This is a genomic window from Vagococcus penaei (genome assembly GCF_001998885.1).
Classification (GTDB): Bacteria; Bacillota; Bacilli; order Lactobacillales; family Vagococcaceae; genus Vagococcus; species Vagococcus penaei.
The window spans coordinates 2,250,255-2,263,065 of sequence record NZ_CP019609.1 but is presented as its reverse complement, the minus strand read 5'-3'; the positions used below and the strand labels follow the sequence as shown (position 1 = coordinate 2,263,065).

General features: G+C 35.4%; 13 protein-coding genes. All 13 read right to left on the bottom strand.

Annotated features, from left to right (window positions below; all coding sequences use genetic code 11):
- Positions 1 to 636 carry an ABC transporter permease gene (locus BW732_RS10825; protein ID WP_077276747.1) on the bottom strand — a complete coding sequence of 212 codons (636 nt, stop codon included), beginning with the start codon at positions 634 to 636 and terminating at the stop codon, positions 1 to 3.
- A gap of 3 nt (positions 637 to 639) precedes the next feature.
- The gene (locus BW732_RS10820) at positions 640 to 1,836 is read right to left on the bottom strand and encodes a betaine/proline/choline family ABC transporter ATP-binding protein (RefSeq protein WP_194295476.1); all 1,197 of its coding nucleotides are present in this window, start codon (positions 1,834 to 1,836) and stop codon (positions 640 to 642) included.
- A 162-nt stretch (positions 1,837 to 1,998) separates the two neighbouring features.
- Positions 1,999 to 2,694, bottom strand: a complete 696-nt coding sequence (locus BW732_RS10815) for a response regulator transcription factor (protein WP_077276745.1) — start codon at positions 2,692 to 2,694, stop codon at positions 1,999 to 2,001.
- Positions 2,687 to 5,362 carry a sensor histidine kinase gene (locus BW732_RS10810; protein ID WP_077276744.1) on the bottom strand — a complete coding sequence of 892 codons (2,676 nt, stop codon included), beginning with the start codon at positions 5,360 to 5,362 and terminating at the stop codon, positions 2,687 to 2,689. The genes BW732_RS10815 and BW732_RS10810 overlap by 8 nt, the downstream gene beginning before the upstream one ends.
- A gap of 66 nt (positions 5,363 to 5,428) precedes the next feature.
- The gene (gene kdpC, locus BW732_RS10805; RefSeq protein ID WP_077276743.1) at positions 5,429 to 6,061 is read right to left on the bottom strand and encodes a K(+)-transporting ATPase subunit C; all 633 of its coding nucleotides are present in this window, start codon (positions 6,059 to 6,061) and stop codon (positions 5,429 to 5,431) included.
- 25 nt (positions 6,062 to 6,086) lie between these two features.
- Positions 6,087 to 8,138 (bottom strand): potassium-transporting ATPase subunit KdpB, encoded by a 2,052-nt coding sequence (gene kdpB, locus BW732_RS10800; RefSeq protein ID WP_077276742.1) that lies wholly within the window; start codon positions 8,136 to 8,138, stop codon positions 6,087 to 6,089.
- A gap of 15 nt (positions 8,139 to 8,153) precedes the next feature.
- Positions 8,154 to 9,866: a potassium-transporting ATPase subunit KdpA gene (gene kdpA, locus BW732_RS10795; protein ID WP_077276741.1), complete on the bottom strand. Its 1,713-nt coding sequence runs from the start codon at positions 9,864 to 9,866 to the stop codon at positions 8,154 to 8,156.
- A gap of 12 nt (positions 9,867 to 9,878) precedes the next feature.
- Positions 9,879 to 9,959, bottom strand: a complete 81-nt coding sequence (gene kdpF, locus BW732_RS11830; RefSeq protein WP_418369038.1) for a K(+)-transporting ATPase subunit F — start codon at positions 9,957 to 9,959, stop codon at positions 9,879 to 9,881.
- 179 nt (positions 9,960 to 10,138) lie between these two features.
- On the bottom strand, positions 10,139 to 10,711 hold the full coding sequence (locus BW732_RS10785; protein ID WP_077276739.1) for an NAD(P)H-dependent oxidoreductase: 573 nt from the start codon (positions 10,709 to 10,711) through the stop codon (positions 10,139 to 10,141).
- 62 nt (positions 10,712 to 10,773) lie between these two features.
- Positions 10,774 to 11,100: an ArsR/SmtB family transcription factor gene (locus BW732_RS10780; RefSeq protein ID WP_077276738.1), complete on the bottom strand. Its 327-nt coding sequence runs from the start codon at positions 11,098 to 11,100 to the stop codon at positions 10,774 to 10,776.
- Positions 11,101 to 11,250: 150 nt separating this feature from the next.
- Positions 11,251 to 11,697 carry a YaiI/YqxD family protein gene (locus BW732_RS10775; protein WP_077276737.1) on the bottom strand — a complete coding sequence of 149 codons (447 nt, stop codon included), beginning with the start codon at positions 11,695 to 11,697 and terminating at the stop codon, positions 11,251 to 11,253.
- 13 nt (positions 11,698 to 11,710) lie between these two features.
- The gene (locus tag BW732_RS10770; protein ID WP_077276736.1) at positions 11,711 to 12,175 is read right to left on the bottom strand and encodes a YehS family protein; all 465 of its coding nucleotides are present in this window, start codon (positions 12,173 to 12,175) and stop codon (positions 11,711 to 11,713) included.
- 117 nt (positions 12,176 to 12,292) lie between these two features.
- On the bottom strand, positions 12,293 to 12,763 hold the full coding sequence (locus BW732_RS10765) for a glutathione peroxidase (protein ID WP_077276735.1): 471 nt from the start codon (positions 12,761 to 12,763) through the stop codon (positions 12,293 to 12,295).
- Positions 12,764 to 12,811 lie beyond the last annotated feature (48 nt).

Sequence of the window (12,811 nt, the reverse complement as noted above, 5' to 3'; positions counted from 1 at the left end):
TTATTTTGTCCCCCTTAGTGCTTTTGGTGTTAGTTTTTTCTCTAACCGACCTAATAATAAATCTGCAGCTAAGGCTAACAAAGTTACTGGAATCGTCCCAGCGAATATTAATGCGGGTTGATAGTTATTTAATCCACTGAAGATAAAATCCCCTAATCCACCAGCACCAATATATGACGCTAACGTTGCCCATGCAATCACATAAACTGCTGACAACCGGATACCTGCCATAATCGTGGGCATCGCTAATGGTAATTCGACCATAAAGACCGATTCCGTATTAGTCATCCCCATTCCTTTTGCTGCATCTGTGTAATCGGTGCCAACATCTTGAATCCCAATATACGTGTTTCTCAAAATAGGTAATAAAGAGTAAATAAATAGCGCAATAATCGCTGGAATTTTACCAACACCAAAAATTGGAATCATCAATGCTAACAATGCTAATGAAGGCACTGTTTGTAAGGCACTAGTTATCCCGATTACTATCGTTGCTAGACGTTTTGTACGCGTCAATAAAATACCAATTGGGACAGCAAATAAAATACCAAGTAATAGTGCGACACCTGAAATAAAAAGATGTTCCCAAATTTTAGTCATTAACTCTCCACCACGTTCTGCTAAAAACTGTTGCATTCTTTACACCTCCGTTTGTGACTTACTGACTGGTGTAACAACATCATCAGATTGTTGGCTAGACGCTGCAGCTAAATCTTCTTCCTCGCCCCAAATGACATCATAGACAATATCTACTAGTGAAGCACGAGTTAATATACCAACGACTTTTTTCTGCTCATCAACAACGGGAACATATTTTAAGCCACGTTTTAAAATACGTTGAAGCGTATCACGTAGCAACGACGTCTTCTTCACAAAAAAGACATTAGGATTTAATAAATCACTCACACTAGTTGCTGTATGACGCTTACGATCTAGCGTTTCAATATCAATAAATCCTTTTAAAATACCCGCACCATCGACCACAAGTAAAGTATCTACACGCTTTTCACGCATTAATCGAATAGCTTGTGATAATGATTTTTCTGGTGTGATTGTGACCGCTTCATTCAACATGACTTCGCCAACAGTTGTCGTATCAGTCTTCCCTTGAATAAGGCGATTTTCACCAATTAGCTCCTCAACAAAATTATTCGCTGGATTACGTAGAATATTATCTGGCGTGTCAAATTGAATTAATTTCCCTTCACTCATAATCGCAATCCGACTAGCTAATTTTAAAGCTTCGTCCATATCATGTGTTACAAAGACAATTGTTTTACCTAAACGTTCCTGTAAATCCTTTACCAAATCTTGTAACGAATCACGAGTAATTGGATCTAGTGCACCAAATGGTTCATCCATTAAAATAATATCTTGGTTTGCAGCCAATGCACGGACTACACCGATTCTCTGTTGTTGTCCCCCCGATAACTCACTGGGATAGCGATCAAGCATCTCACGTGGTAGCTCGACTAAATCGATCATTTTATCAGCAATACGGTTTCGTTCTTCTTGATCAACTTTCAATAACTTTGGTACGAGTACAATATTTTCTCGGATTGTCATATGTGGCATTAGTCCAATATTTTGGATGACATAACCAATTTTCCGCCTTAATTCAATTGGATTAAATGATAAAATATCATCGCCATCAATTAAAATTTTTCCTTTAGAAGGATCCGTCATCCGATTAATCATACGCATACATGTTGTCTTTCCACTACCACTTGTCCCTATAAAACAAATAAATTCTCCTTTTTCAAACGATAGATTGACGTTATCAACGGCAATTTTATTCCCTTTATAGATTTTTGATACACTTTGAAATTCTATCATTCTTTTCACCTCATATTTGTCTTTTTAAATCCCTATACTTATTAAGTATGCTACAAAAAAGAGTAATTAACAATAAAAAAAGATAACTAAGCAAATTAGTTATCTTTTGAAAGGCGTAAACTATTTACAAATAAATAAACACTTATAAACAAAAATCACTTTTTACTCACTAACCATTCGATAACCCACACCAATATGAGTTTGAATTAATGTTGGATGTGAAGGGTCTTCCTCAATTTTTTTACGTAAAGTTCTCATAAATACTCGTAATGCTGAGGCATCATTATCTTGAATTCCCCAAACCTCACGTAAAATATAGTGATAAGTTAAAACGCGGTCAACATTTTTAGCAAATAAGCATAACAAGCGATACTCAATTGGCGTTACATGAATAAATTGTTGGTTAATTGCTACGGTATTAGCTAAATAATCAATTGTTAATCGGCCATTGGTGAACAAACGTGACGCCTCTTGCTGAACGTATTTAGCTTGATTCACTCTCCGAATACTCACTCGCAATCTAGCCAATAACTCATCCATACTAAATGGCTTTGTGATATAGTCGTCCGCACCTAAATCAAGAGCTTCTATTTTTGCACGTTCTTCGTTTCTAGCGCTGACAATAATAATTGGTATGTCAGAAAAAGCTCGCACTTTCTTAATAATCTCTGTACCATCCATATCTGGTAAACCTAAATCTAATAAAATAATATCTGGTTGCTGACTGACAATTTTAAATAAGGCTTCTTTGCCAGTTTTTTTAGAATCATATTGATAATCATACATGCCTAACGTCATTGTAATGAGTTTACTAATTGATGGGTCATCTTCAATTACTAATATATTATATTTAGTCATTTAATGGTCGCACCTCCGCTTCTTCTAATTCAATTGTGATGATTGTACCATGAGGATTGTGGTCAGTTATAACGATGGATCCATCATGAGCATCGATAATACTTTTGCACAATGATAAACCAAGTCCCATACCGCGTCTTGAATCAACGACTGCTTGTTCACCTGTAAAAAAGGGTTCAAATGCATGTTGCTTTTCTTTTTTTGACAACCCAGGGCCATTATCCCCTACTTCGATAATTAACCGATGATTTTTTTTTCTAACTTTCAGCCAAATTTTCACTTCAGATGATGTATATTTCACAGCATTATTCAAAAGATTAACAATAACTTGCATAAACAATTGAGCATCCACCTTAGCAAGTAATAACTCATCTTGAATATCCACAATAAATTCACGCTCCAATAATTGTCGGTCTGCGTGTCTAATTGCCTCATCTAGAATATCTGGTATAACATCAACTTGTAAATTTAACTCGACTAACTGATTGTCTAATTTAGTGATTGATAATAAATTTTCAACTAAATGTATTAACCAAATCGCATCATCTGAGATTGTTAGTAAAACATCTTGTTGTTGTGAATTTGTGAATTGGGCTTTTTTATCTAACAACAATTTAGCATTTCCAGAAATCGCCGTTAATGGCGTCCTCAAATCATGTGAAATTGCCCGTAATAAATTAGACCTTAACTGCTCTTTCTCAATTTGAGTCGCTATATCATATTGTTTTTCCTGTAACCATTCTTTTTCTAAAGATAGCGCACTTTCACCTAAAATAGCCATCAAAATACTTTTTTCAAATGACTCTAAACTGTCTTGTTGATGCATTGAGATTCCAATAACCGCAAATACTTGGTCTTTATTACGAATAGCTAAATATAAATAATGCGACCCAGACAAGGTATTAGTAGTTGCTCCGGCGCGCTTATTATTTTTCAAAACCCAGTCTGCTACGGCACGTTCATTAACTATCTGTGTGGTATCAACTTCCGGAATAACTTCATCTAATCCTAAAATCATCACTTCTTCTAATTTATCAGCACTCACTGGATAAATAATAATCTGCCTTTTTAATAGACGTGTCAATTGTTTTCCGGTTTCACGTAAAATATTCTTGATACCTGAAGCACCTTGCAGTAACTGATTCGTTTCAAATAGAAGTTCTGTTCGATAAGCTTTTTCTGCTGATTTAATCGCATGAGCCTTCATCCGTTGGGTCAATGAACTCGTGATTAAACCTGCAACTAACATGATAAAAAAAGTCATTGGATAGCCTGAACTAAATGCTTCAAAGGTAAAACGAGGTTCCGTAAAAATAAAATTAAATGTCAAAACACTAAGAATAGAAGACAATACACTATACATCGGACTAGTTGTTACCATCGCATTTAATTGGACTCCTAGAATATAGACAGTGATGATATTAGAAATATTAAAATCCCAATAGTTAAACAATAAACCAACTAGAGTACAACTAATTAAAATAGCCATAGTTTTTAAACTATCACTAATACTAAAAGCAGGAAAAGCAATTGGCTTTAATGTCTTTTTTCTTATAACTTTTTGATATTTATCAGGAATCACATAAATGTCACTCATCGGATTCATCTCGGTTAATTCATCCACAATTGATTTTTTACTCCACCAATTCGCTCGGACACTTTTACCAACTACAATTTTTGAGACATAACTTGCTTTCGCGTAAGCACTAATTTGTTCTCCAATATTGTCGCCATGCAATGTCGTAATTTGACCACCAAGTTGTTCTACCAAGCGAATATTTTCGTGTAAAGTTAGTCGCTTATCCTCTAATAGCTCTGACTCATTTTCTTCGACATAGACCCCTGTTAAAACGGCATTAAATGCTTGAGCTAGCCTTGCCGCAGAACGGATGACATATAAACTGCTTGGTGATGGCGACACACAAACTAAAATATGTTCACGCGTATAGGCACTAGTTTGATTGACACATTGTTCGTTAGCCATACGATTGACTTGATCTGCCGTTTTTCTAAGTGCAATTTCACGCAATGCTACTAATTTACCAACTGTAAAAAAATTTTCTAACGCCCGTTCAATCGCTTGAGGTTGATAAATCTTACCTCGTACTAATCGGTCCAATAAATCGGTTGGGTCAATATCCACTAATTCAATTTGATCCGCCTGATCAAAAATTGTATCAGGAATTCGCTCATTAACGGTAATCGTTGAAATTTTTTCAATAATATCATTTAGACTTTCAAGATGTTGAACATTCACTGTTGTAAATACATCAATTCCTGCATTAAGTAACTCTTCAACATCTTGGTATCGCTTTTTATTTCGTGAAATAGGCGCATTGCTATGTGCCAATTCATCAATTAAAATTAATTTTGGTTTTCTTAATAAAGCATAATCTAAATCAAACTCGGTTAAGGTTTTTGAACGATAACTCCCTGTTAACAGTGGTAGTTGCTCTAATCCAACTTGTAGCGCCATGGTTTCTGGACGTTTATGGGGTTCAACATAACCAACGACTACATCAATCCCATCACTTTTTAGTTCCTGAGCATCTTTTAACATTGAATAAGTTTTACCGACCCCTGCAGCATACCCAAAGTAAATTCGTAAGATGCCCTTTTTAGAAGTAGATACTTTTTTAGTCGTCGTATCAGTCACTCTTGTCTTCACATCCTTCCAACAGTTATTGCCATTAGTTTACTCGTTTAATTGATGTTTTCCTAGCTATTTTTTTAATTATCCATTATCTTTTTCTATCATCTCTTGATAAATTAAATAATTGACACCTAAGACATTTACTCGACGCTCACCAAATATATGAAGCCATTTATCTGTTGTTTCCTGGTTAATAAATTGCCGTAAATTAGGTTCACTGATGCCTGATGCCACTGCTATTTCGGGTAATTGAATTAAGGCACTCTCATAACTAATATCTGGATCTAAGCCAGAAGCCGAGGCTGTCAATAAATCATTTGGTAATCGATTAGCGTTGATAGTAGGGTGTTTTCTCAATAATACCTTTTTGTCCTCTTTGACACGTGTCAACAATTCTTGGCGACTTGGACCAAAATTTGTTGATCCAGATGAAACACCACCATACTTTCCTGTACTCTTGTCTTCTAAGCTATAGACATTGTAATTAACAGCAGAAGGACGACTTTGTAAATAATAAGGTGCCGTAAATTCTTGTCCAATTAGTTTCGATCCAATCACTTGATTATTCTCAACAATCAAGCTCCCATTTGCTTGTTTTGCAAAAAATATCTGACTTATTCCAGTAACGAATAAGGGATAGCATACACCACAGATTAAGATAAATAATAATGTCATTAAAAATGGTGTTCTTAGTGAACTTATAATCTGTCTCATTTTTTTCATCCTTTCTAAGTACTCTTTACAACCCTATTATTGCTAATAAAGGTGCAATACAACTATCAATTAATTTAATACCTATAAACGGGGCAATCATACCACCCAATCCGTAAACAAGCATATTATGTTGGAGGATTTTTTCTGATTTCTGAGGCGTATATTTAACCCCACGCATTGCTAAGGGAATTAGAATAGGAATTATTAACGCGTTAAATACTAAAGCAGAAATAATCGCGCTATATGAGGTTGCTAGCTCCATGATATTCAGAGCTTTCATCCCAGGAATAGCCCCCATGAACATAGCCGGAATAATCGCAAAATATTTAGCTACGTCATTAGAAATACTAAACGTTGTCAATGACCCACGAGTAATTAGTAATTGTTTACCAATTTCAACTACATCTAAAATCTTCGTTGGATCCGAATCTAAATCAACCATATTTGCCGCTTCTTTTGCTGCCGTTGTCCCACTATTCATAGCAATACCAACATCCGCTTGCGCCAATGCCGGAGCGTCATTTGTCCCATCACCTGTCATTGCAACAACTTTACCCGCTGCTTGCTCCTTTTTAATGACCTCAATTTTGTCTTCAGGACGACATTCAGCGACAAAACTATCTACTCCAGCTTCTTCGGCAATAGTCGCAGCTGTTAACGGATTATCACCAGTGCACATTACCGTTTTAATACCGATTTCTCGTAATCTCGCAAAACGCTCAACCAATCCTGGTTTAATTATATCTTTCAAATAAATAACACCGAAAATCTGATTGTCTTGACTAACAACTAATGGTGTCCCACCAAGTGAGGATACTTTCTGGACTATTCCATCTAGGTCTGAAGGAATAGTCCCACCAGATATCTGCACCCATTTTTTTACGGCATCCGCGGCACCTTTTCTAATTTTTGCGCCATTACTCAAATTCATTCCACTCATTCGCGTTTGTGCACTAAATGGAATAAACTCACCCATCATTTTTTGATTACTTAGTAAAACTCCCTCATCAGCAGCTAAAGTCACTATGGACTTACCTTCAGGCGTATCATCCTGAATAGATGATAATAATGCTGCTTGAATGAGTTTATCCTTTGGTACGCCTGCAACAGGTATAAATTCTGCTGCTAAACGATTACCAAATGTAATTGTCCCTGTTTTATCTAAAATCATTGTGTCCACATCACCACAAGATTCAACTGCTTTACCCGACATAGCAATCACATTAAAACGAGTTACTCGATCCATTCCCGCAATACCAATCGCAGATAGTAACCCTCCAATTGTCGTTGGAATCAAACAAACAGTTAGCGCAATTAATGTTGAGATATCTAAGTGAATACCAACATAATCAGCCAGTGGATAGAGTGTCACAACGACAATTAAAAAAATAATCGTTAGACTAACCAACAATGTATTTAAGGCTATTTCATTTGGTGTCTTTTTTCGTGAAGCTCCTTCGACTAGCGAAATCATTTTATCAATAAATGATTCCCCTGGATTCGCAGTTATTCGAATTTTTAACCAGTCACTAGCTACCATTGTTCCGCCAGTCACCGATGCGAAGTCGCCACCACTTTCTTTTAAAACAGGTGCTGATTCTCCTGTGATAGCTGATTCGTCCACTGAGGCAATTCCTGCAATCACTTCACCATCACTCGGAATAATCTCACCAATCTTCACTAAAATGATGTCATTTTTTTTCAATTCTTGCGCGTCAATGATTGTTTCTACTTCATCATCGTCAAGACGTCTTGCACGCATATTTTTTTGAGTATTCTTCAGAGATTCTGCTTGAGCTTTACCACGGCCTTCAGCAATCGATTCCGCAAAATTGGCAAACAAAATAGTAAAAAATAAAATGACACTAATAGCAATATTATATAAGCGAATATCATTAGGTACTGGTCCAAAAAGATTAGGAAAAATACTTAAACAAGTAGTCAAGATTAAACCAATTTCAACCACAAACATTACAGGGTTAGAGATTAAATAAGCTGGATTCATTTTACTAAACGACCCAAGCATAGCTTCCTTAAATAAGCCATGATAATGACTCTGATTTTTTTGTTGCTTCATTTTAACTTCACTCCTTTAATTCCATAAGGTCAGATGTTCTGCAACTGGACCTAAAATTAAAACTGGGAAAAACGTTAAGGCAGAAATGACAAGAATAATAACTAGCAAAGCGACCGTAAAAGTCGGCGTATCTGTCTGTAATGTTCCAACTGATTCAGTGACTGATTTCTTTTTCAAGAAAGAATAGGCAATCGCCAACTGTAACATAATTGGAAGATAGCGTCCTAACAACATGACCAGGCCTGTCGATATATTCCAAAATAGTGTATTGTCTGCTAATCCTTCAAACCCTGAACCATTATTAGCCGCTGAAGAAGCAAACTCATAGACTACTTGTGTTAAGCCATGAAATCCTGGTTGACTAATACCAGATATACCGGCTGGTAACATCACAGCTAAAGCAGATGCACTCAAAATTAATAGCGGATGTACAATGATCGCTAGTGCTGTCAAACGCATCTCTTTGGGTTCAATTTTTTTACCTAAATATTCTGGCGTGCGACCAATCATCAATCCACAAATAAAGACAGTTAATAGGACGTAAAGGAGCATATTCATTAACCCAACACCTTTACCACCAAAAATCATATTCAGCATCATATTACCTAATGGTACGGCACCACCTAAAGGCGTTAAAGTATCATGCATGTTATTGACAGATCCGGTTGTAAAAGCCGTGGTGATAACTGTAAATAAAGCCGATTGCTCAATACCAAATCTAAGTTCTTTTCCTTCTAAACTACCCGATACTTGATTAACTCCTAAATGAGCTAATAGTGGATTACCCGCAGATTCTGACCACAAAATAACACTTAACCCAAGGATAAACAAAACACTCATTGTAATAAGTAGTGGGCGTGCCTGATACCCTAAATACCAGCTAAAAGACCAATTTTTGGCCTCTTTTTTACTACGAATCATGTAACCAAATGCGACAACTAATGAAGCAGGTAATAACATCATCGACCACATTTCAATCATATTAGAAATGACAGTGGGATTCTCAAATGGTGAACTTGAATTGGCACCAAAGAAGCCACCACCATTCGTCCCTAAATGCTTAATACTTTCTAATGAAGCAACTGGGCCCATCGCAATATCTTGATACAAGCCTTCGATTGTCTTAGCGACAACATTAGGTGCAAATGTTTGTGGTACACCTTGTGATACTAATAGCAAACTGACAATAATCGCTAAGGGTAATAAAATACGGATAATAATTCGTGTGAAATCAACATAAAAATTACCTAAGGTTGACTCTTTCCCTCTAAATCCACGAATAAATGCACTAGCTACAGCATAACCCGTTGCAGCAGATGTAAACATCATCATAGTAATAACTAAGATTTGACTTAAATATGATAATGATGATTCACCAGAATAGTGTTGCAAATTGGTATTAGTCATAAAACTAATCACGGTATTAAAACTTAATGCCGGTGACATACTCTCAATTTTATTGGGATTCATTAAGATTAGAGATTGTATTCGTAATATGATATAGCTAACAACCATCATCATGAGGTTAGTCAACATCATTGATTTAATATAAGTTTTCCATGACATGCCTGCTCTATTAACTCGTGTCAATTGATAAATTTTCTGCTCAATTTTATTAAAAAAAGTCTCTCCAAATGATTTTTCATTTAGACTAACTTTTGCTAAATAGCGCCCCATTGGAAAAATAAGACCAATAAAAACAATGAAAAAAAGTACTATTTGTATCATATGCTCCCCCTCCTAAATTTTTTCTGGAAAAATTAATGCGTATAATAAATAACCAAAAATCAATAAAATGATAAGTGCCAACAAAATAAACATGCTCTCCATTCCTTTCTTTACTAACTATTTGTAGCTTAGCATCAAAAAAATTAAGGTGGTGTTAGTTTTTTTAAATCCGTATTAAGATTCTGTTAATATCGTTCGAACAGTCAATCAACAAAAAGACAGCGACTCAATTAGCTAATAGCTTAATCGAGTCACTGTCCCTATCTTTAAATTTAAAATAGACGATCTAATCGCTGTAAAAATGTCTGTTTTTTGTCTCTAGAACTTGTGACAACCATACCTTCATGAATCCACTTAATATGTTTCATACCAACTGCCTTCAGGGTCCCTTTGATAAACGTTTGCCTAATACCATCACCTTTCAACAGACGAATGTACCATTTTGGGGCCTGACCTGTTGTGATAACTTTAACTGACTTAATATTAGTTAATTGTCCGGTCATAATTCCTGACTTTGTTTCGGTGTAGGCAAAATTTTTCAAAAAAACTTTGTCTAAAAAACCTTTTAAAATACCTGGAGTACTATACCACCAAATCGGAAAAATAAAAATCAGACCATCACTATCTTGAATCATCTTCTGGTAATCTTTAATTAATGAATAAGGTGTTGTTCCTTGAGAAAATTCTTTTAATTCAGATGCATGATAAACCGGATCAAACTTATCTGCATATAAATCAATAACTTGATAAGTTAGATTATTACGTGTTAATACGTCTGTCACTCGTTCTAAAATTGCATGGTTGTAGCTACCTTCCCATGGATGAGCATAAATAATCGTTTTCATTAAAATTCTCCTTTTATCTTGTTTAAGTGCGCACTTATGCACATTTTTGGATGAAGAAGTCCTTATGACGGACTAATTAAACTGCCAAGTTGATTGGTTGTTTCTGTAAATTGATTAAAAATCGCCTGACTATTAACATCATATAACACTTGACGTCCTTGTTTTTCTCTAGCAACTAAATGATAACGATGCATTAAATCGAGATGTCTAGAAATCACAGATCGATCTTGAGGCAAATGTTCCGCAATCTCGGTGATATTACTCTTGCCGTGTACGGCTAAATACTGAATAATCTCAATCCGAACTGGATCAAATAATGTTTTATAAAAATCAAAGTCAATCGCCTCAGTTAATTCAGTGAGACAATCATACTGATCTTGCGTTGTCATTTCTTTCACCACCTATTATCATGATACATGCACACGTATGCATATGTCAACTTATTTAAATTACTATAATAAAAAGACTATCCCAGTTATGACTGAAATAGCCTAGGTTAACAATACTTTTGACTAAAGATATCGTTATGTAATAAAAAGCTATTTTTCTAGTCCGAGACTAGTAACCAGCACACGCTGAAAATTTTCACGATCTGCTATCGTAAATGCTTTAGGTCCTTTTGTCCGTTTACCTGCCTTACGTAATTGACTTCCTATATAACGTTGTGTTAATAACGCATCAATTGTTGTTGCTAAGTATTCAGTCCCACTATGATGAAAAACACGAACTTTTTTCCCAAGTAACAAAGAGGCTAAACCATAATCTTGCGTAATAACTACATCATTGGTTTGAATTTCTTTAACAATCCGGTAATCAGCTCCATCCGCACCTTTATCAACGTAAATAAAGGTAATATTATCCGGATATTCTTTTGTCGTAAAATGGTCGACACTGGTCACAATCAAGACTGGTATTTGATACTTTTCTCCTAAAGCAATGACTTCATTTTTAACTGGAGAGCCATCACCATCAATTACAAATCGCATCATACCAACCTCCTTAGCGATAATCTGAAATCAGCCCTTTTAAGAAGTGACGCGTGTAATTGTCGCCGCAAGGCTGATAATTCCGATGACCTTCTTTACGTAAAAAAGCGCCGAGTTCTCCTTTAGTCATTGTCACTCTAGCTGATTCTGTCATTCTTAAAATATCGTCTGTTGTTAAAGATAGAGCGATTTTAACTTTTTTTAATAATAAGTTATTCGCGTTGCCCTCGTGTAATTCAAAGACAGGTTCAAATCCGTCTTTTGCTCCCCTTTGAGAAATGATGAGCCCATTTAAAAAGCGTTCAAAATCTTTATTGAGCAGCTCCAAAGCATAATTTTCTTCGTCAATTTTTTTTAACATCAGTAAAAATTCTTCAGTAGTAACAGATAAACCACCTAGGCGGAATATCTCAACCATATCAGAATCTTTAATATCTAACGCATAACGTAATCGTGTCAGACGATCATTGTGATTCATATTTATCTCTCTCCTTACTTTCTAGTGTATTATAGCAAATTTTGCCACGATATTCAGAAAAAATTTCGTTAATAAAAATAACCATAGAAGGACTTCCTTCCATGGTTTAAATATCTACTATTTCTTCAGTAAAGATTTAATATCATCTTCTATTTCAGCCGGTGTTACTGTTGATCCATACCGTTTAGCTACTGTTCCATCACGGTTAATTAAAAACTTAGTGAAATTCCACTTAATTTTTTTTCCACCAGTTTCATCAATTAAATACCCAAATAAAGGACTTTGTTCTTGACCCCGGACGTTAATCTTAGCAAACATTGGAAAAGTTACCCCATAATTTAATTGACAAATTTCAGCGATTTCTTCGTTCGAGTTAGGTTCTTGATTTAAAAATTGATTACAAGGAAAACCTAAAACAATAAAGTTCTGCTCTTTATATTTTTTATACAACTCTTCTAATCCAGAAAATTGTTTCGCAAAACCACATTTACTAGCAGTATTGACAATTAAAACAACTTTTCCTTGGTAATCCCTTAGCGCTTGCGTTGTTCCATTCATCTTATCGACATTATATTCATAAATTGTCATCAACACGCACCTTCTTTCATTTAATTATCTTTAGTCTAACATAATTAG

Coding starts and splice junctions, on each gene's coding strand:
- BW732_RS10825 (WP_077276747.1), bottom strand. CDS start 636: ATGCAACAGTTTTTAGCAGAACGTGGTGGAGAGTTAATGACTAAAATT.
- kdpF (WP_418369038.1), bottom strand. CDS start 9,959: ATGTTTATTTTGTTGGCACTTATCATTTTATTGATTTTTGGTTATTTA.
- BW732_RS10785 (WP_077276739.1), bottom strand. CDS start 10,711: ATGAAAACGATTATTTATGCTCATCCATGGGAAGGTAGCTACAACCAT.
- BW732_RS10770 (WP_077276736.1), bottom strand. CDS start 12,175: ATGAATCACAATGATCGTCTGACACGATTACGTTATGCGTTAGATATT.
- BW732_RS10765 (WP_077276735.1), bottom strand. CDS start 12,763: ATGACAATTTATGAATATAATGTCGATAAGATGAATGGAACAACGCAA.
- kdpB (WP_077276742.1), bottom strand. CDS start 8,138: ATGAAGCAACAAAAAAATCAGAGTCATTATCATGGCTTATTTAAGGAA.
- BW732_RS10820 (WP_194295476.1), bottom strand. CDS start 1,836: ATGATAGAATTTCAAAGTGTATCAAAAATCTATAAAGGGAATAAAATT.
- BW732_RS10780 (WP_077276738.1), bottom strand. CDS start 11,100: ATGACAACGCAAGATCAGTATGATTGTCTCACTGAATTAACTGAGGCG.
- kdpA (WP_077276741.1), bottom strand. CDS start 9,866: ATGATACAAATAGTACTTTTTTTCATTGTTTTTATTGGTCTTATTTTT.
- kdpC (WP_077276743.1), bottom strand. CDS start 6,061: ATGAGACAGATTATAAGTTCACTAAGAACACCATTTTTAATGACATTA.
- BW732_RS10775 (WP_077276737.1), bottom strand. CDS start 11,697: ATGCGATTTGTAATTGATGGTGATGGCTCTCCAGTTAAAAATGAAGTC.
- BW732_RS10815 (WP_077276745.1), bottom strand. CDS start 2,694: ATGACTAAATATAATATATTAGTAATTGAAGATGACCCATCAATTAGT.